The following is a 20,400-nucleotide window of genomic DNA, read 5'->3' on the forward strand; positions in this document are numbered from 1 at the left end:
ACTCCTTTTATTATTCAATATTCACTCTTACACCCAGAAATGCTCTTCTTCCTGATAGAGGTGCATAATTATAAGAAGGATCAAATGTATATCCGTTCGGATTATTTACAACATCATTCACACGTTTATCAAATGGATCTTCGGGACGAAGAATTGGATCATTCGGCATAAAGTTCAGCAGATTTTTTACACCTCCGTAAAGTTCTACTTTTTTACCAATGCGTTGTGTCAACTGCAGATTTGCCAATGTAAACCATGGCGAATATTCAGGACGAAAATCATTTGGTACAACAGGTAAACGTTGCGGACCAAACACTTTACCGGTAAGATCAACTGCCAGTTTCCATTTGGGAAAAGTATAACTCACTGCATAATTACCTGAAAACTTCGGAGCAAATAGTTGCTGTTGTTTTTCTACAATACCATCCTGGTTTTCTTCTTTTGTAAATACATCCATCAAGGTTATACCTGCAATGATCTTGAGCCTGTTCTTAAAAGCAAAGTCAGTATTGAGTGTGAACCCTTTTGATACAGCGTAACCATCTATATTTTTATAGATGATCTTTTGCGGATCAGTATCATAATCAGGAATGATCTTGTTTGTAAAATATGTGTAGAATAAAGTTGCATCTAATGTAATAAAACCAAACGAAGGTGTAAACGTGCCAGTGTAATTAACGTTGCCATTCCAGCTGCGTTCAGGATTCAATGATTCAGCTATCACCACTTCTCTTGCACCACTTAATGCCGCATGATCTTCTGTAAACAGGTTTACAATTCGAAAACCATTTCCTGCACTGAAACGAAATACCTGGTGATTGTTATTATTCCACTTCACGGCTAATCTTGGCGAAACAATTCCTCCCTGTACATTCGTTAACTCATAACGCACACCTGCAAGCATTGTCCATCGATCATTGAATTTTAATTCATCCTGCACAAACAAGCCTTGCAGCTTTTGAACAGATGGTTGTGTGGTTACACCATCCGGCTTTGCAGTTGCGACTGTATTGTCATCATACCAAATAAACCGATAAGGTAAACCTGCAGAAATACTATGCTTCCCAATATCTTTATTCCAGCGAAGTTGAGCAAACGCACTGTGTTGCTTTGCCATGTACGGTATCTTTCCATAATAGGAATCCTGCTGATGAAAGTTATATGAATACTCCAGCAGTAATTGTTCTTTCCCTGCTTTAATACCATAATTGCCGATCAGCTCCATGCGCTTGGTATAAATACTTTCACCATAAACACTATCACTTCCTCTCCATGTTTTATTCCATTGCATTTCACCACCCCATCGATCTTCGGTTAATAAACGAACTGCAAACTGGAAGGGAAGTTTATTCTTACGATCAAAGCTCCACTTGTTAAACAGGGATATGCGTTTCTGTAATGTTACATCAGTGAAATTATCCTGGTTCACATCGTAACGTTTGCCAAAGTTGAACATGTTTACACCCAACAATGAATAAGCTTTCCCGAGTTTGAACTTTGCACTGACATCCGCATTTACTTCATCATAAGAAGTAGCATATACATCAGCATGAAACAAAGCAGCAGAGCCGGGATCTTTGGTGATGATATTGATCAAACCTGCAACTGCTTCGCTGCCATACAAAGTAGATGAAGGGCCTTTTACAATTTCAATACGCTTGATCAGATTAGCAGGTATACCGGAAAAGCCATACACCGTTGCAAGATTACTCACAACCGGCATCCCATCGATCAAGACCATTGTGTAAGGTCCTTCCATACCATTGATATGAATATCGCCTGTGTTACACACATTGCAATTCAACTGCGGCTGCACTCCATTTACAATAGATAATGCTTCAAACACTGTGGCACTTGCATTCTTCTTAAAGAATTTGGCGGAATAAGATTCAACTGCAATCGGACTGTTTGATTTCCTGATCTCTCTTAATGTACCGCTGATCACCACCTCCTCTAACGATTTCGTTGCCGGTTGCAATTGAACAGAGATCATTTTGGTTGATGGACTGACCGTAACCGTATCACTAAAATATCCTATGGCAGAAATAACGATCGTATCTCCATTTGATACTGTGACTGAAAACTCCCCCCGATGATCGCTCAGCACCGATTGACTGGTTTGCAGATTACGAACCGTTGCATGCTTTACCCGTTCTTCCGAACGCAGGTCGATCACCTCCCCCTTTACAGAAACGGTCTGACCATTCACCACGGCCGCCATCAACATCAACCCCACAAAAATTACACCCCTCATAATTATTTTTTAGACTTGTCTAAATTTATATTTAGACAAATTTAGAAATTCTTTTCATATAGTCAAATTAAATTAGCTGAAAAGCTACCGGGTGTGAGTGAAAACAAGAAAGCCTGCTCCAATGGAACAGGCTTTTAAAATTATTTGCAACAATCCTTTTTTCGGAATAAGGAAAGGAGAAACAGTAAGATGGGTTTGATCAGCTTCATTTCAGTGCATTTAAAAAATAATGTTCAAGACTGATGAATACCGAGCGTTTGGCCATACGGTGAGCATCCCCGGTCAACTGGTAACGGGCACCTACATTAAAACGGGTGCTGCTGTTAAAGATCAACTGAACAGCAGGGGCAATATCAATAAACCCGGCTTTTATATCTGTACTTTGTTGCGCCAGGAACTCACAGTATAAATTGAGATTTGTTTGCTTATAGTTTTCGTATTTGCGTGGAAACAACAAATAACCCATCGACAAATTGTATTGTAATGCCTGGTTTGAAAAAGGAATTCCCAAATCCAATTTATCTGCTTTTTCTAATTGCCGCACATAAGCAACACCTGCTGATGCTGCGAATTTGTTAACAAGTTGTGTTGCCACCATACCCAACTGCGCACCACTGTTATCGCCTTCTAAATTTAATTCCTGGTACACCAACGGATTGTTGCTCCATGCACCTGAAGCATAAACTGCAGCACGAAAATGTTTATGTACATCATCGTTACTGTAGAAGCGATACTTGGTATAAAGTCTTGCACTTTCAAATTGTTGTTTCGATTGAAAGAACATATTTGAAAAACTTACGCCACCGGTAAGCATCCAGTTTTTCGTTAATCCCAATTGAAGCTCAGGCATAAACCTGTACTCACGTTCATTGTTGTGGTAAGAACGCATGGTTTTCATACCAGCCTTTGCCACAATTGTTTTTGCAGGAATATTGGAAGCCGGGTTAGAAAAAATATATAATTCCTGTCCGTTTGCCATTGAAAAGATCAACAGCAAAGCGCTGACGATTAAAAAACGTAACATATTGTTTGAAAAAAGGGAAGCCATTGGCCTCCCGGATAATTTAAATTGTTACATGATAAACACGCACACCATTCGACTCGCCTGTTTTAAAACTTTCAGCTTTGGTTTGGCCAGCGTATTTTTTATACTCTTTTGCCGGTAAAAAATTCTTATCAACAATAGTGATGACTTTCTCGCCACTTAACTGTTGATTTTTTACTGACAGAAAATACAGCTGCTTCCCTGCAACGTTGACAGCCTGTTCGTTTTGAACAGCTACATTATTGAAATTTGTAAGCACCTGTAATTTGGCTACTGAAAATCCTGCATCTTCTACTTTCTTACGCAGCTGATCGAAATTAATATCAGCACCCTCTTTAAAATTGATAACGAAAGAAGATGTTTTAATATCAGATTCTACACTTGAAATAAACGAAAGTGTTTTCAATGATTTGTTGATGGCATTGCTGCACATGGCGCAGGTTAAACCACTGGCTTGTAGTGTAGCCGATTTAAATTGTGCTGATGCCGATAACCCAACCAGCAGGCATATAAAGAACATAAACTTTTTCATAGAAACTCATTTGGTGATTGAAAAAATAGCTGCTGAAAACGGTTAGCTTTCAGCAGCTCTATTATAGTTTAGTGATGTGTACACTTTCCACCTTTGCAGCAATCTGCCATGGCAACTGTACCTTCTTTCTTGCAGCAATCGCCGCCCTTTTCACATTTCATTCCTGTGCAGCAGCCACCTTCTTTTGCACAAGTACCATTTGCGCAACAATCAGATTTGCCTTCTACTTTTTTGCAACATGCTTTATCACCTGTGCATTTACCATCTTTCATGCAACAAGCACCTGCTTCAGTAGCTGTTGCTGATTTACGATCATACTTGCAGCACTCGTGTAAGTTATTGTACACATCATCCGGAGCGGTATACTTTTCATTATCATAACCTGCACCGGCAATAGCTTTCTGAATTTTTTCGTCAGATGATTTTGCAGCAGCATATTTTACCGTGAGCATTTTGCTGTCTTCATTCCACTCGGCAAATGTTGCACCGCTTGTTTTAGCAGCGCCTTCAATTGTCTTCTTACACATACCACAGTTACCCCATACTTTAAATACTGAAGTTTTTACTGCAGCCTGTTTGCCACTTGTCTTTGATTGTGCATTAAGCGTTGAACTTCCTGCAAACAGAAAAATGAATGCAGCGATTATTTGAATTGATTTCATGATTTATTAAGTTTTAGGTTGATTAAATAGATATACAGTTCTGTAAGTACAGAACGTTACAAAAGATCAATCTAAACTAAATCAGGAAAGTACTTACATCAAGATAAACCTTGTTAAAGGCCTTGGGAGGAGGAGAAACATATGCATCAACCGGAGGAGCAGTTACTCCCTGCTCGGGATCATTTAAAACAATCAGCTTAACAGGCTGAGTAGCACTAATGCTTGAAAGTTCAAAGTCAATGGATGAAGTTTGATGTGCATCATTCAACTTCACTTCTGCTACTTCATCTTTGCAACAATGATTTTCGGTTTTGAGCATACCGCATTTATCGCAAGTGCCATCGTTGTGATCTTTTTCATGACCAAAGCTGATGGAAGAAATCTTGCCCATACAATAATGCACATTCATCACCATTCCGCTGGTAGCAGCAAGGTAGAACAAGGCAATCATTGATATGAATAACTTCTTTAGCACGTTGACAAAGATAACTATTTGAGCCCAAAGGGATATGATGCTGATCAGTTAACAAAACCCCAATAAACACCAAAACGTACGAAAAAACCCGGGGTTGGGTTCAATGGGCCCGCTAAATTGTTGTTTAAGAACCCGTTACTGGCTCCTATCTGAAACGTATTGAGGTTTTCTGCTCTTAAAAACACGCTCAAACTTCTGATCCGGAATTGCAGGTAGGCAGCTATATCCGGGAGATTATTGATCGTGGTGTCGTTCTGCAAAAAGAACTGACCGAGTATGGGCGAAAAACCATCGGCTTTATAGGGTGTGTGATAACGTAACTCAACACCCGTGCTCAGGTTAAGCGTTTTAAAGAACTTACCTTCAAATGCAAACCGATTCCGGGTAAACAATAAAGGCAGATTAACTGGGGCACCCGCAGTTGACTGTTGCGCATATGCTTCAATATACCAGTTCCAGTGACGGCCGATACGAAATTGTTTTTCCAATTGCAATTGCAATACGTTAAACAAGGTGGCTTCCTGATCAGCCTGCGAGTAATTCTTAAAGTAGATATAATTTGCTGCCAGGAAATACTTTGCTCCCAACTTCAATTTCTGTTGCGGCAATTCATACATAGCAGATGCAACAGTTATGTTCTCATTTCCAAAACTTGTATTACCAAGATTCAGCTTTTTGAAATTGCTCAGGTCATCGTGAATAAACGATGGCTTACGGTTAACATTGTCAAAACCAAGTGTGAGGTAACCCAACTTCTGCCCGATCAAACGTTTTAATGAAGCATGCACATTGTAATCGCCTGCATTAAACCCACCGATGTACAATGTACCGGCAAGTTCCATATCCCACTTTTTATTCTTTGTTTTATTACGATACTCGCCATTCAAAAAAAGGTTGGAGAAAGAAGGCTCTGCTGTTCCGAAATCTGCGTCGAGTTGTTGATAGCCTGCCGCCGCTTTTATAAACTGTTGTTGATTTTTAATATCAGGAAAAGAATAGATCGCCGCTTCGTTTGTAAACGTTTGCCAGTAATCTTTTATACCGAATGTTGATGGCAGATTACTCAACCCATACAATAAATTATAACCGGCTGTATCAACTTTTGAATCGGCAAACTCAAACTTATAACGGTTGAGTTGCACCGTGTGTTGAAAACGGAAACGTGGATAATATAAATAGACAGTGGTTGTATCATTCACTACAAGTGAATCTTTTTTACCAATATCATAATGATGGCGGATCAGGAAATTTGTAACGGTGTAACGATTACCTGTTGTAATTGTATTACTTAACAGACTGTTCTGTATTGCCTCAGCACCACCTATATTCGTTGGTATACTGAAACGCTCTGCAAAGAAGGGTAAGCTGTCGAGAAACTTTGTGCTTTTTATACCACCATTCTCGGTTGCACCGATCTTATTATTGGCGGCAATGAAGTACACAGTATATCTTCTGTTGGGAGTTGTGTACCAAGTGTTGAAATTAAGGTTCGTGTGATTATTCTTCGTGTTCCTGAAAATACCCGGTGCATTAATAAGTTTAAAATTGAAAGCGAAGTTCCAATTATAGCGGATGTTTTGTGTATGCAGCACACCAATATTCTGTTCAACCTTTGCGCCTAGAATATAATCGAGCTGGGTGTAAGGTCTAGTTGTGTTATAAAACTTTGTCTCCTCAATTTTAGGGATATAAGCATCATAAGCATGAAACCCATGATCCCAACCCGGTTTCATGTTCGGGCTGAATAACAGACTGCGGGAAGCACTGCCGGTATTACCCAAAAAAATATGCGTCCACGGAAGATGCCATTTCTTGCTGAAATCATTTACTGTTGAATCAAGAAAATAAAAACGGGCTGTATCCAAATACCGGAATGCAACAGTGATCGAATCCTCTAAGCCGGTACGGTGCAACAGCGAATCTTTGAACGGACCACCGCCACCTCCTCCGCCACCACCAATTCTGTTGCCGCCCAACAAACCTGCACCCGGCAAACGTTGCAACGGGTTCTGTGCCTGCACAGCATAGGATGAAATGAACAAGAATAATAACAGCAGTAACCGGGTCATATAAGAAAAACGGGCTGTTACAGCCCGTGCAAAAATAAATGAATTGAAATTGGCAGATGACAATTGATTCTTAAAATCTAGCTCTATTCAGGTTTTATCTCTTTTTATCAACTCTCATCACTTTTTAAATACAATATTCTCTGATTGGGTTTGAAGAGAGGCGATATACGCTTCTACATTATCCAATTTTTTAACCGTTTCTTCGTCAGTAATTGCAAAGGCAGAAAATCCCATTTCCGTTAACAGAGCCACTGCTTTTTTATGTGCCTCATTTTTTCTTGCTTCGCTCAAATACTCCATGATCACCACACATTCGTTTGCGGTGAGATAATTCACCAGTCCTTTTATCACATTGTACTCCCCTCCTTCCACATCGATCTTGATCATGGAAGGCTTGTATCCCTTTTCTTCAACTAACTGATCCAAAACAATGGAAGATACTTTTTTAATCTCCGGCTGATACTTCGTTAACCATGCTGCTTCTTCAAATTGCTCAATACCGGCTGTATTGAACTCAGAATACAAAGCTGGAAATTCATAAAACAACAACTCATCAGTTGTATCAGAAACAGCAGCGTTGTAGAGATGAATATTTTTTTGATCAGCAGCATTTTGTTGCAACACATCAAAATTCTTGGTTGATGGTTCAAATGAACAAACAACACCAGACTCTCCCAGAAGTTTTGCTGCTAACAATGAATAATAGCCAAAGTGCGCACCCACATCAAAGAAACAGGTAGCTTCTTTTACATGTTGAATCATGAATTTCGCCAACCTTATTTCAGATGGATCTGATTTACCACCGGTTAAATAAATATCGGTAGCTGCCGGAAGTAATAGGTGCATTTTTGTTTCGAAAAAAGTAGTTGCTTTAACAGACATTCCTTTTTTCATCAATGGATATAAGATGGTGCGGTAACCAACAGCAAACACATATTTCACCGGATGATGCAGCAAGCGTCTGAGTTTACTTCGCTTTGCAAGCTTTTCAACTTTTACTAATTTATCGCCCAGACTTTGCATCATGTGTTATTGACATTGAAACTGTTTCCTGACCTCTTACTTAAAGTTCGAGAATAAACTGTTTCACGATCGCCGTCATCTTTGGCTCGGCTTCTTTTGCCGCCTGTAATACTTCTTCATGAGTGATGATATTTTCTTCTTCACGAATACCGATATCGGTGATCACGCTCATTGCAAAAACAGGGATACTCATGTGTATGGCTGCAATTACTTCGGCAACAGTACTCATACCCACTGCATCTCCACCAAGCATATGGATCATTTTATATTCACTGCGTGTTTCAAAAGTCGGACCGGTTACACCGCAGTAAACACCTTCTTTTACATCAATGTTCATGCTGGCCGCAATGGCTTTTGCTTTTTTGATGAAGTCTTTTTTGTAAGGTTCACTCATATCAGGAAAACGAGGGCCAAGCTCACTCATATTTTTACCAATAAGCGGATTGGGTGTAAGCTGACTGATATGATCTTTAATGATCATGAGATCACCTACTTTGAACGATGTATTAACGCCACCTGCTGCATTGCTGATCACAAGCGATTGAACACCCAAATATTTCATAACACGGATGGGATACACCACATCCTGAATCGAGTAACCTTCGTAGTAATGGAATCGACCGGCCATCACTACCACATTTTTATTCCCAAGTTTACCGAATACCAACTTGCCTTTGTGGCCTTCAACTGTTGATACAGGGAAATGCGGTATATCGTTATAGCTGATCTCTTTTTCAATCTGCAGTTCATCGGTGAAATGACCGAGGCCGCTGCCCAACACCACACCTACTGTTGATTCCTGTGCATACTGACTGCGGATATACGCCACCGTTTCGTTGATCTTATTCAATAATTCTCCCATTGCTTTAAAAATTAAGTCGGCAAAGATATTGCTTTAGAGCGGGTATCGTTGAAAGGAAAATGAAGGTTCATCAGTCAGCAGACGGGATAGAAGCGGATCGTTTGCCAATTCAGTGTAGTGCATCCATTTGCCATTTACTTTGATACGCTCATAAATTAACCGTATACCATGACTATAATCAACATACCAGTTAACATGACCGGTATAAACGGGTTGAATAGGTCTGCCCGTTAAGTAATGCCAGCCATAAATAGCTACTTTATTCTGTTTGCCCGCCTGCTTCAATTGTTCCGTTAAAACCACGTCTTTTTTAATGCCTCCAATCAATCCTTTCCGCAACTTTCGTTGTCCTTCGATGATAAGATGATGATGATACATAGTGGGTGTACTGTCACGAAAAGCAAACATGGGCACCGGTTCCAATTTCACATTTGCAGTTTTGTAAATGTCATCCACTAATTTTTTTGTTGGTAGAAAGCAATGAAGACTATCAGCTATCTGTTGAGCTGCCATGGGTGTTAACGGAACCCTTGCCCAATCATCGTTTGTTCCCACGCTTAAATAGTCGGGGGTAACATAGATAATGGCGGTAATTTTTTTATTATTTACTGAGTCTGTTATATCGATAAATACAGGAACAAACGTTCGCAAAAAATCGGGCATGTTACCGGCGAGCAGTTCAGCAGTTGCAAACGAATCACGTTGTTTCCAATCCATTTTTGCTGCCTGCTGATAAAATGCAGAACCCTTTACTGCATTGACTTTACGTTGTGTTGGTATTAGCAGTTGATTGCTTTTACATGCGCCGAAAAAGATGAATACAAAGAGAATACAATGCCGATTCATGTTCGAAAGATAAAGAATTGGAGGCGTTGAATAACATGCTGAATAGTATTCCCGAACCATGAACGGATTGCGACGCAACAGGCGATGCTCAAAGAGATGGAGCCGGTATCATAAAACGCTTTGTGTTGTACCTTATTTCCACCTGTTCTTTCCTTATCTTCGCCGAAATTTTTTGCATATGAACCTCCACGAATATCAAGCCAAGGAATTATTGAAAAAATACAATGTTCCGGTGCAGGAAGGATTTGCCTGCAGCACAGTACATGAAGCCGAAGAAGCGTATCGCCAGATCAAGAACCAAAGCGGCAGCAGCTTTGCAGTTGTAAAAGCACAAATTCATGCAGGTGGCCGTGGTAAGGGAACCGTGAAAGAAACCGGTATTAATGGGGTGAAGGTTGCAAAAAACATTGACCAGATTACTGAGTTCGCAAAAGGCATTTTGGGTGGTACATTGGTGACCATTCAAACAGGACCTGCAGGTAAAGTGGTGAACAAGATATTGGTTGCACAGGATATGTATTACGATGGACCAACAGAGCGTAAAGAATTTTATCTGTCTATTTTATTAGATCGTACAAAAAAACAAAACGTGATCATGTACAGTACCGAAGGTGGTATGAACATTGAAGATGTGGCACATGACACTCCTGAAAAAATATTTAAAGAGTGGGTAAACCCAGGTGGACCCCTACAAGCTTTCCAGGCAAGAAAGATTGCGTTTAATCTTGGCTTAAGTGGTGAAGCATTTAAGAACTGTGTGAAGTTTGTAACAAACTTGTATAACGCATACGTTGGATTGGATTGTGGTATGCTTGAAATTAATCCGTTGTTTAAAGCAGCCGATAACAAGATCATTGCAGTGGATTGCAAAATGAACATTGATGATAATGCGTTGATGCGTCATCCCGATGTTGCAAACATGCGTGATACAACAGAAGAAGATCCTACAGAAGTGGAAGCAGGAAATCATAACCTCAACTTTATTAAGCTTGATGGTAACGTAGGTTGTATGGTGAACGGTGCTGGCTTGGCGATGGCAACCATGGATATGATCCAGTTGAGTGGTGGACAACCGGCAAACTTCCTTGATGTAGGTGGTACTGCTAATGCACAAACAGTTGAAGCTGGTTTCAAGATTATCTTGAAAGATCCGAATGTAAAAGCAATTCTCATCAACATCTTTGGTGGTATTGTTCGTTGCGACCGTGTTGCTGCAGGTGTAATTGAAGCCTACAAAACAATTGGTAATATTCCGGTTCCCATCATCGTACGTTTACAAGGTACAAATGCTGAAGAAGCAAAGAAATTGATCGATGAAAGTGGATTGAAAGTACAAAGTGCTATTCAGTTAAGTGAAGCAGCTGCATTGGTAAAACAGGCAGTAGCGTAAACTGAACGAAAAATAAACAGACGGTGCCATACGATTTTCGTATGGCATTCGTTTTTATACCTTGTGAATAGTTTAACCATTCACTTTGCTTGGTCGGCTTGTTTTTTGAACACGATCATGCATTGCAAACCATCAACCAATTATCACATGAAAGGACTACTCCGTAACAGTTTTGTTTTACTCGTTAGTTTGTTTATCATTCAATCGGCCTCAGCACAACTCCGTTTCGAAACACAACATCATTTTAAACCATTTGAAGTATTACTTGATGCTGGTCTTGCCCGCCCGGCAGGTAAGGGTGCGAAAGCTGGTGTGTTGCTGGCCTTGGAACCACGCTTCAATGCATTGGATCGTTTAACTGTTGGTTTACGTATGGAAGCAACGGCGATGATACGTGGCTATGCAGGTCTTAATGGCATGGATCCTAATGCCAATGGTGAAGCCGGTTTGGGGATTTCATTTGTGCCTGCAGCCGAGTATTATTTTGCAAACCGTACTGTACGTCCTTTCATTGGCGGCGGAGCAGGTGTTTACAATTTCCTGAGTGTTGAAGCGAACAGTGAAGGTGGTGGAAGTGTGAAGATACCAGCATCTACTAAGTTTGGCGGCATGGCAAGAGTTGGTGTAGAAGTATGGCATATACGTGCAGCAGTTGAATACAATTTCGTTGCTAAAACAGGCGAGATCAATAACAATTATCTCGGTATAAAACTCGGTATCATCTTAGGTGGTGGACAATATTCGTTAGAAGATACTTATTAGAAAAGCTGCCAGCTATTCGCTGCCAGCCACTCGCAAATACAAAGGCACAAAGGAAGAAAAGAAGTTTACTTTTCTTCCTTTGTGCCTTTGTGACCTTGTGGTAAATATCTTTCCTGTTTTCAGGATAATAAATTTCCTTTTAGCTTTGAGGTATGTCTTCAGCTGTCCACATTCGTCCAATTCAACAACATGATAATGCTGCTTTAGCAGTGATCGTTCGTACTTCATTGGCTGAGTTTGGCGCCAACAAACCAGGTACTGTATTTTACGATCCAACTACTGATGCATTGTATGAACTGTTTCAAACCAAAGGCAGTTTTTATTTTGTTGCAGAAGAAGATGGAAAGCTGTTAGGCGGTGGTGGTATTTTCCCAACCGAAGGTTTACCAGCGAAAACTTGTGAATTAGTGAAGATGTACCTGCACAAAGATGCCCGTGGAAAAGGACTGGGAAAACAGATGATCGAACAATGTCTTACCTGGGCAAAAGAGAATAGTTATGAACAGGTGTATTTAGAAACGATGCCGGAATTAAAACAGGCATTGAAAGTATATGAACTCTTCGGCTTTGAATATCTGGATGGACCAATGGGTAACAGCGGGCATTTTGGATGTGACCGGTGGATGTTGAAGAAGCTTTGATGATGAATAATGAGTGATGTGTTGTCTTGATTGAACTATTTGTCAGACGTGAACGTTAGGCGAGCCCCACTCATCACTCATCATTGATTACTCATCAACTCTACCTCATAAACCCCGCTAAATAAATACACTGCCCCACTCTTCACATCAATGGCTTTGTGTCGCTTGCGTAACTTTTCTTTTTTCTGAAACACACGACCGTCTTTTGTTTTAAAGAGTTGATCATGTTGCAATTCTTCCACCAGCACTTCACCATTCCTTCGCACATCATAATTTTTCAACACACGCATCAAATGTTCTTCACCACAACTGGTAGCTGATGGATTCTGTAATGATTTCATCAACGCCTTTTCAATATCAGCGGGGAAAATTTTCTTCAATAAAAACTGGGCAAGTATTTTTCCATATTCATGCTTCCATTCTTTACCATGGGCTGCAATACGGAACCCATAATTTTCAAATGCAAGTAAATGCGCTATCTCGTGCAGCAGCGTTACAAGGAATGAATATTTGTTGAGATTACCGTTTACACTAATGCGGTGATTCTTTTGGTTGATGGCATGGCGGTAATCACCAAGTATACTGTTACGTTCCCTGGTAATGGTTAAATGAATCTTGTATTCGTGGAGATACTGCAAAACAGGTTCAACCGAACCTTCGGGCAAATAAGCAGCCAATGCATGTAATGGAACTTCCTTCTTACTCATTATTTTTCTTCTGCTTCAACAGGCGAAACACCATCCGCACTTCCATAAATGAATAAACAAAATACAATGCCATACAGATGTACAAGGCAGGTTTGTTGATGTTTGGTTTTGCTGCCATTGCATAAACGATCACTGCTGCCGCACAAACAAACATCTTGATCATGAGTGCACCATACACACTTCTGAAAAACACCTGGATGTTTTTATGCAAAAAACCTTTTACATGAAAATAAAGTGAAGCAATGGTTACGGCAAAAAGGATAAGGTTACCGATGATCAGTACATCCTTGCTCATGCCATATTTATTAAGCCAGCTTTTACCGGTAATAAACAACGCATTCAAAACTATAAACAGGATAACAATGGGAACAAAAAGCTGACGTGTTTCTTTCTTCATCTTTCTTTATGGTTTCTTAGATGTGTCTTTGAGTATGCGGTAAAACATGGCCATTAAAACAACCAATGGCAACAGCCATCCCAGTAAAGGAAAGTTGAGTTGTAACCAGCCATCCGTTTTCAGCCCCAAAAATACAGCTAAGCCCAATGCCACGAGCAGTTGCGTAGCCAGGCTGGCATACTGCATCAGGTATTGCTTATTTGTTTTTGTTTCCCTGTTTTGTTTATTGGTCGTTGGCTGCGGCATTTAAAGACTCTTTGCTGATCTCCAGCACACTGGCCAATGGTGCATTTGATACAGCAGCAGCGCCCATATGACATTCGCCATTGAACGAAGCAGTAGCATCAACCTGCAGCTGACCGGCATAAATATTACCGTTGATCTGGCAACTGCCTTTAAGGTAAAGCAATTCGGTTACTTTAATGGTGCCGTTGATCTGCCCCAGCACATCGGCCTGTTGGGCAACCACATCACCATAAATTTTACCCGATGGACCAACCAGCACTTTTGAGGAAGTGGTGAGGTTACCATGAAGCGTGCCATCCACCCGGATGTCGCCCTTGCTTTCAATATTTCCTTTGATTTCGGTACCTGAGGCAACGATGGTTGCCAAACCTGTTGAGGAATCTTTTTCCTGGGAACTGGATTTACTGTTGAACATATGCAGTGGTTTTTATTGTGTCGAACGTTCTACTTCAGGCATCTTCAGGGTATTTGTATCCAACACATTGGTTTTTACATCACCCGATAATACCTTTTTCAGATTATCAAGATACTGGTCTTTATATAACATCGATCTTTCCAGCGAATCGATCTTCGTTTTATAGAAGATCAGTTCTTTACGCTGACTTTGTGAACCATAGCCCGGTAAATAATATTTCAGGTTGGTAAATGTGATCAGCGCTACTGTGAGCCCCACCAATAATACAAAAATGGTGCTAAGAGTAACATAAACGCTCAATCTGGATAATTTAAATGTTACCACTTCTTCATAGGTATCATCGTTCATCACCACCAAACGGTAGCGGTTGCGCAAGCGCTTCAGTGTACTTTCTGCGTCAATTCGTTTTGCCATACTGTAAATGAGGACTAAATTTACTGTTTAACAGGTGGAAATAAAGAAATTCTTCCTGATTTTACCGTGAATTAAAATATTTTTGGTCGTATTGAGTTAATTAAGAAAAACGACCCAACGCCTGCATGCAGCCAATTATTGTACCTAAATTGAATCTCATCCTGATCGTTCTCCTGCTGGGCTGCTTTTCTGCATCGGCACAACCCGATTTTACCTTACCACTGGTAAAACCGAAAAAATACGAGAATAAAACACTGGGTTCGGAAAAAACAGACGATAAGAAATTTACCCTGCCCCGCCGTATTTACCAAAGCATGGTTACGCATTATAACTTTCATTACAATGCCACTACCAAGATCAACGCCATCGTTGAAAAAGCAAAACTGGGTCACCAGGATGATTACACGCAACTCCTTTCCTTTTATAATTATTCAACCGATCGTACCGCCGCTGATTCGCTTGAACTTGATTCGGTGATCTTTAAAGCTACTGCAGGTATTGTACTGCACGACTTGCGGAATAATTATATCGATAACATGTACCTGCTCATCGGGCAGAGTTATTTTTATTGGCAGAAATACGATTCGGCTTACCGCATTTTCCAGTTTATCAATTACAACTTCTTTCCAAAGGGAAAAGATGAATACATTATTGTTGTTGGATCGAACGACCGCTCCACAAAAGGTGATCTGAACATTGCAACCAAAGAAAAGACCGATCTGATGCACAAAGCATTTTCGCATCAGCCCAGTCGTAACGATGCACTCATCTGGCTCACTAGAACTTATGCAGAAGATAGCTTATATGCTGAAGCATATAGCCTCGTTAACTTATTACGCAAAGATCCAACGTTCCCTAAACGTCTGCATGGCAAATTAAATGAAGTGCAGGCTTACACTTTTTATAAACAGGAACAATGGGACAGTACTGCTTTCTATTTAAAAGACGCCTTAAGTGAAGCAGCTGATAAAACGGAGTTGGCTCGTTGGGAATATTTACTTGCCCAGCTATATGCAAAAACAAATCAAACTGAGCTAGCTTCCGCTTATTTCAACAAAGCCAAATCACATACTACCGATCCGGTGCTTTACATCCATGCACGTATTTATGAAGCACAGTTAGTGAAGAAAGAAGGTGGCGATGCAGTTACGGAAACACTGGCTGATCTGTTGAAGCTTTCAAAGAAAGAACGTTTTGATGGCTATGAAGATGTATTGTTCTATGCAGCTGCAGGTATGGCTTTGGAAAAAGGCGATACTACGCAGGCAATGACATTGCTGAAACGTAGTGTTTCTTATATGCCTGAAAATCCATCTACAAAAAATAAAGCATTTGTAAAACTTTCTGACCTGGCTTATGCCCGCAGAGATTATACACTTGCCTCCAACTCACTTGATAGTGTAAACATGCAGGACCCTGCTCTTGCAGATATTGCCGCACAGCTACAAATCAAACAGCAAATGCTGAAGCAGTTGGTGAATCTTATCAGCATTGTAAAACAACAAGACAGTTTGCAGGCTGTTGCCAAGATGCCTGAAAAAGAGATGGATGCTTACCTGAAATCACTTGCACGTAAGCTCCGCAGGCAACGTGGTTTAAAAGAAGAAGCAGCTTACACACCAACATTAGCGGTCAACAATGGCACACAGGATAACACTCCTCTTTTCACCAATGCAGGCAGTGGCAATAGTTGGTATTTTTATAATGCTGCACAAAAGTCGAGAGGCTTCAGCGAGTTCAAATCGAAATGGGGCACAAGACCTAACGTAGATAACTGGCGCAGGCAAGCTGCAGTTGATGCTGCTAAACCTGAACAACAGGCACCACAATACGATCATAGTGCAGGAGAAGAAGTAAGTATTGAAGCTGATAAAATTCCCGCAGAAGAGTTAACAGCAGAAGGTTTGAAAAGCCGCTTACCTCTTACAGAAGAAAAATTACTCGCATCAAACAAAAAAATTGCTGAATCATTATTTGAGCAGGGTCAGATCTACAAAAATCAACTCGAAGATTACGAACAGGCTGCACTTGTATTTGAAGAAATATGGAAACGCTTTGGTAATTATGAACGGGAGCAGGATGTGTTGTTTGAATTATATTACTGCTACACTAAAATTGGCGATAAAGAGAAGGCTGCGTTTTTTCAAAATGAGTTGAATAAAAAATATCCGAATGGTGATCTGGTGCAGAAAATAAATGCATCAAAGAACCCTGTTGTTGTTTCGAAAGATGCAAAAACGATCGCTTACGAAAATATTTATAACCTGTTTATCACCGGAAAATTTGACGAAGCACAACAGGAGAAAAAACTGGCTGATTCATTATACGGAAGTTCTTACTGGACGCCGCAGTTGTTATACATCGAATCGCTCTATCACATCAAACAAAAAAATGACAGTGTAGCCATTGTTACGTTAACCAATCTTGAACGCAATTTCCCCGGCACGCCAATGGCAGAGAAAGCAGCAGTGATGAAAGATGTCGTGAGCCGTCGTGCAGAAATTGAAGATTATCTCACCCGCACCAATATCGTTCGTCAAACAGAAGATAGTGTGGTGATACCTTTCGATGAAGGTTCAAAGGTGAACAAGGTGGTGCAGGAAATAAAGAAAGATTCAACCAATCAAATAAAACCGATCAATTTACCCGGTCAGAACAATACCAACATACAAAGACCTGTTGCACCAATTGAAAAAACGGATGTAAATAAAACCGATCGTAACAACGCAGGCAAACCGATCATTGGCAATAAACCGGGCATGGATACAACAACCATCAAGCCGTTGAAAGAAGGGAAGATTGAAATGGCTTATGTTTACAATGCCACCGATCCTTATACTGTGCTCATGTATTTTGATGAAGTAGATCCGGTTTATTTAACAGAAGCAAGAACCGCATATCAGCGATATAACTCGTCTTCCTTTGGTGGTCAGAATATTCCACTCAAGATTTATGAAGGCGACAAAGACAATACCTGGATGGAAATGGGGCTGTTTTCCGACGTAACTACCGCACTCGGGTACATGGAAGAATGGAAAAAGAATGCCCGCCAGATCGTTCCATGGTTACCTGAACTCAAATACAATTTTGTCATTATCTCCGATCGCAACCTGGAAATGTTAAAAACCAGGAAGAATCTGGAAGAATACAAGACCTTTTTACGTCAGTACATCAAGGATAAATTTTAGGAATTCTTCTTCCTGTTGCCTCCCTGAATTGTTTTAGATTTGTCTGGTATTGAATTTGCTTATAATCGCATCTCACATACTCATCTTATGCGTAAACCAATCAAGTATTTATGGCGTGCCTTTTTCATCGGTATGGGGTTGTTTATCCTGCTGGTGATCGGTGCTAATTTCGGTCTGCTCGGCAAAATGCCTTCCCTCGAAGAACTGGAAAATCCATCTGCCTCTCTTGCCAGTGAGGTCATTGCATCCGACGGTACAATGATGGGTAAATTTTACCTGGAAGACCGTACCAACGTTGAATACAAAGACATTTCAAAAAATATCGTGAATGCGTTAATCGCTGCAGAAGATGAGCGTTTTTATGAACACTCCGGTATTGATGGTCGTGCCCTTGCCCGTGCCATTGCAAAACTTGGCAGCGATGGTGGTGGCAGTACCATTACTCAGCAATTAGCATTGAATCTTTTCCGTGAGCGTGCAAAAAATAAGTTCCGCCGAGTATTTCAAAAAATACAGGAATGGATCATTGCTGTAAAACTGGAGCGCAACTTCACCAAAGACGAAATTGTTGCTTTGTATCTCAACACGGTTGAATACAGCGATAACGTGTTTGGCATCCGTAATGCTTCCAAAACATTTTTTCAGAAAGAACCTTCCTTGGTTACAGTTGATGAAGCTGCATTGTTGATCGGTATGGTAAATGCACCTTATGCATATAATCCACGTTTGTTTCCGCCACGGGCAATGCAAAAAAGAAATGCGGTGATCAATGATATGGTGCGTAACAACTTTGTGAGCGCTCCTGAAGGTGAAAAATTAAAAAGTAAACCCATCAACCTCAAGTATAAAAAATTGGATGAAAGTGCGGGTCTTGCGCCTTATTTCCGTGATGTGTTGCGTGATCAGATGAAGAAATGGGCAAAAGAAAATAAAAAACCAAATGGTGAGAGTTATAATATTTACAGAGATGGTTTGAAAATTTATACAACCATCAATCCCCGTATGCAGTTGTATGCTGAAGAAGCTGTATCGAAGCACATGAGTGCATTGCAAAAAAATTACTGGACCCTACCGTGGGTAAAAGATAACAGCATCTGGAAGGGTCATGAAAATATTCTTGAGCGTGGCATGAAAGACAGCGACCGCTGGAAAAAGATGGAAGCTGCAGGAATAGATGAAGCAGAAATTCGCAAAGTGTTCAAGACAAAAACAAAAATGAAAGTGTTTGCCTGGAATGCCAAGCGTGAAACAGACACCATTATGTCGCCATATGATTCTGTACGTTATCACAAGATGATCATTCAAACAGGTTTTATGGTAATGGATCCTTTTACCGGTGAAGTAAAGGCATGGGTTGGTGGTGTGAACTTTAAGAACTTCAAGTTCGACCACGTAAACATGAACACCAAACGACAGGTTGGTTCAACTTTTAAACCTATTCTTTATGCCTATGCAGTTGAGAATGGTTACACACCTGAAACTCCGTTGCCGAGTGGCCCCATCAATTTAGGTGGTAAAATGATCACAGGTGGCGGTGGCCCAATGGCTATTTGTCTTGCTTTTTCTAAAAACCCCGGTGCCGCTTATTTAATGAATCAGTTTGGTGTTAAGAGTGTCATCAATTTTGCACAGAGCACCGGTATAAAAAGTGAAATGCCTCCTTACCCATCAATCGCATTAGGTAGTGCAGATATCAGTGTATATGAAATGCTGCAGAGCTATACGATGTTTCCAACAAACGGCATGAGCACACAACCGATTTTTATTACACGCATTGAAGATCGTAATGGAAATATTCTTCAAACATATGCACCTGAACAAAAAGTGGTAATGAGTGAAGCTGCTGCTTACACGATGGTGAAGATGATGCAGGGTGTGGTAGATATTGGTACCGGAAGGCGTTTACGTGGTATGGGTTTAACAGGTGAGATTGCCGGTAAAACAGGAACTACTAACGGAAACACCGATACCTGGTTTATTGGTTTCAACCCACAGTTATTAGCAGGTGGATGGGTTGGTTGTGATGATCCTTTCCTGAAAATGGTGGGTGAAGGTAACCGCACTGCACTGCCAATATGGGGCTATTTCTTTGAAAAAGTATTTAACGATAAAACACTGGCGATTTCAAATCAAGCCAAGTTTGTGCAGCCTGAAAGTATGAAGATGGAAACCTTTATGGATTACGAAAACTTTGCAGACAGGTACAGTAATGAACCCGATGCAGAAAATCCGGATGCAGGTAACGGCACTTCTTCTGATTACAATGATCTGCAATTAACACCTGATCCAACGCTTGGTCCTGAATCGCAGATCAGCGAAGAGCAAAAAGTATTGCAGGAAGCAAAAAAACAAGCGGATAAAAATCCTGAGCAGAAAAAAGATCAAACAAAACCTACCGCAACCGATCCAAAGAAAGACAGCACCAAAAAGAAATGGTGGCCTTTCAGGAAAAAGAATAATTAAAAAAATCCC

19 protein-coding genes are annotated in these 20,400 nt (G+C 40.5%); 5 read left to right on the plus strand and 14 right to left on the minus strand.

The window, feature by feature from the left end:
• Positions 1 to 10: 10 nt before the first annotated feature.
• The 9 genes from H4075_RS16160 to H4075_RS16200 form a co-directional block, all read right to left on the minus strand.
• Entirely contained in the window at positions 11 to 2,254 is a 2,244-nt protein-coding gene (locus tag H4075_RS16160; protein WP_182801865.1) for a TonB-dependent receptor, read from the minus strand.
• A gap of 205 nt (positions 2,255 to 2,459) precedes the next feature.
• Complete coding sequence (locus H4075_RS16165; RefSeq protein ID WP_182801866.1) at positions 2,460 to 3,278, minus strand: hypothetical protein; 819 nt, start codon at positions 3,276 to 3,278, stop codon at positions 2,460 to 2,462.
• A 40-nt stretch (positions 3,279 to 3,318) separates the two neighbouring features.
• Positions 3,319 to 3,831, minus strand: a complete 513-nt coding sequence (locus H4075_RS16170; protein ID WP_182801867.1) for a heavy-metal-associated domain-containing protein — start codon at positions 3,829 to 3,831, stop codon at positions 3,319 to 3,321.
• Between the two features lie 68 nt (positions 3,832 to 3,899).
• Positions 3,900 to 4,493 carry a heavy-metal-associated domain-containing protein gene (locus tag H4075_RS16175; protein WP_182801868.1) on the minus strand — a complete coding sequence of 198 codons (594 nt, stop codon included), beginning with the start codon at positions 4,491 to 4,493 and terminating at the stop codon, positions 3,900 to 3,902.
• A gap of 76 nt (positions 4,494 to 4,569) precedes the next feature.
• Positions 4,570 to 4,968 carry an HYC_CC_PP family protein gene (locus H4075_RS16180; RefSeq protein WP_182801869.1) on the minus strand — a complete coding sequence of 133 codons (399 nt, stop codon included), beginning with the start codon at positions 4,966 to 4,968 and terminating at the stop codon, positions 4,570 to 4,572.
• Positions 4,969 to 5,012: 44 nt separating this feature from the next.
• Complete coding sequence (locus tag H4075_RS16185; RefSeq protein WP_182801870.1) at positions 5,013 to 7,037, minus strand: putative porin; 2,025 nt, start codon at positions 7,035 to 7,037, stop codon at positions 5,013 to 5,015.
• Between the two features lie 117 nt (positions 7,038 to 7,154).
• Positions 7,155 to 8,063: an FkbM family methyltransferase gene (locus H4075_RS16190; RefSeq protein WP_182801871.1), complete on the minus strand. Its 909-nt coding sequence runs from the start codon at positions 8,061 to 8,063 to the stop codon at positions 7,155 to 7,157.
• Positions 8,064 to 8,100: 37 nt separating this feature from the next.
• Positions 8,101 to 8,922 carry a purine-nucleoside phosphorylase gene (locus H4075_RS16195; protein ID WP_182801872.1) on the minus strand — a complete coding sequence of 274 codons (822 nt, stop codon included), beginning with the start codon at positions 8,920 to 8,922 and terminating at the stop codon, positions 8,101 to 8,103.
• A 33-nt stretch (positions 8,923 to 8,955) separates the two neighbouring features.
• The gene (locus H4075_RS16200) at positions 8,956 to 9,768 is read right to left on the minus strand and encodes a P1/P2 acidic ribosomal protein (RefSeq protein ID WP_182801873.1); all 813 of its coding nucleotides are present in this window, start codon (positions 9,766 to 9,768) and stop codon (positions 8,956 to 8,958) included.
• 178 nt (positions 9,769 to 9,946) lie between these two features.
• Here H4075_RS16200 and sucC point away from each other — a divergent pair, with 178 nt between their 5' ends.
• The 3 genes from sucC to H4075_RS16215 all read left to right on the plus strand — a co-directional run bounded on the left by sucC (position 9,947) and on the right by H4075_RS16215 (position 12,561).
• Positions 9,947 to 11,158: an ADP-forming succinate--CoA ligase subunit beta gene (gene sucC, locus H4075_RS16205; protein WP_182801874.1), complete on the plus strand. Its 1,212-nt coding sequence runs from the start codon at positions 9,947 to 9,949 to the stop codon at positions 11,156 to 11,158.
• A gap of 147 nt (positions 11,159 to 11,305) precedes the next feature.
• Positions 11,306 to 11,920 (plus strand): porin family protein, encoded by a 615-nt coding sequence (locus H4075_RS16210; protein ID WP_182801875.1) that lies wholly within the window; start codon positions 11,306 to 11,308, stop codon positions 11,918 to 11,920.
• A gap of 152 nt (positions 11,921 to 12,072) precedes the next feature.
• Positions 12,073 to 12,561 carry a GNAT family N-acetyltransferase gene (locus H4075_RS16215; RefSeq protein WP_182801876.1) on the plus strand — a complete coding sequence of 163 codons (489 nt, stop codon included), beginning with the start codon at positions 12,073 to 12,075 and terminating at the stop codon, positions 12,559 to 12,561.
• Positions 12,562 to 12,641: 80 nt separating this feature from the next.
• Here H4075_RS16215 and H4075_RS16220 read toward each other — a convergent pair whose 3' ends face one another.
• Genes H4075_RS16220 through H4075_RS16240 form a run of 5 tightly spaced genes read right to left on the minus strand, consistent with a single transcriptional unit; the run spans position 12,642 to position 14,740 of the window.
• Positions 12,642 to 13,268 (minus strand): SprT-like domain-containing protein, encoded by a 627-nt coding sequence (locus H4075_RS16220; RefSeq protein ID WP_182801877.1) that lies wholly within the window; start codon positions 13,266 to 13,268, stop codon positions 12,642 to 12,644.
• Positions 13,261 to 13,665: a hypothetical protein gene (locus H4075_RS16225; RefSeq protein WP_182801878.1), complete on the minus strand. Its 405-nt coding sequence runs from the start codon at positions 13,663 to 13,665 to the stop codon at positions 13,261 to 13,263. The genes H4075_RS16220 and H4075_RS16225 overlap by 8 nt, the downstream gene beginning before the upstream one ends.
• Positions 13,666 to 13,671: 6 nt before the next feature.
• Positions 13,672 to 13,911 (minus strand): AtpZ/AtpI family protein, encoded by a 240-nt coding sequence (locus tag H4075_RS16230; protein WP_182801879.1) that lies wholly within the window; start codon positions 13,909 to 13,911, stop codon positions 13,672 to 13,674.
• A complete protein-coding gene (locus H4075_RS16235) occupies positions 13,889 to 14,326 on the minus strand; it encodes a bactofilin family protein (RefSeq protein ID WP_182801880.1) in 438 nt (145 codons plus the stop codon). The genes H4075_RS16230 and H4075_RS16235 overlap by 23 nt, the downstream gene beginning before the upstream one ends.
• 12 nt (positions 14,327 to 14,338) lie before the next feature.
• Positions 14,339 to 14,740 (minus strand): hypothetical protein, encoded by a 402-nt coding sequence (locus H4075_RS16240; protein ID WP_182801881.1) that lies wholly within the window; start codon positions 14,738 to 14,740, stop codon positions 14,339 to 14,341.
• A gap of 125 nt (positions 14,741 to 14,865) precedes the next feature.
• On the opposite strand from H4075_RS16240, the gene porW reads away from it, so the two are divergent.
• Together porW and H4075_RS16250 are read left to right on the plus strand one after the other, a co-directional pair.
• The gene (gene porW, locus H4075_RS16245; RefSeq protein WP_182801882.1) at positions 14,866 to 17,928 is read left to right on the plus strand and encodes a type IX secretion system periplasmic lipoprotein PorW/SprE; all 3,063 of its coding nucleotides are present in this window, start codon (positions 14,866 to 14,868) and stop codon (positions 17,926 to 17,928) included.
• An 87-nt stretch (positions 17,929 to 18,015) separates the two neighbouring features.
• Positions 18,016 to 20,391 (plus strand): transglycosylase domain-containing protein, encoded by a 2,376-nt coding sequence (locus H4075_RS16250; protein ID WP_182801883.1) that lies wholly within the window; start codon positions 18,016 to 18,018, stop codon positions 20,389 to 20,391.
• Positions 20,392 to 20,400 lie beyond the last annotated feature (9 nt).

This window comes from Lacibacter sediminis (genome assembly GCF_014168535.1).
Classification (GTDB): Bacteria; Bacteroidota; Bacteroidia; order Chitinophagales; family Chitinophagaceae; genus Lacibacter; species Lacibacter sediminis.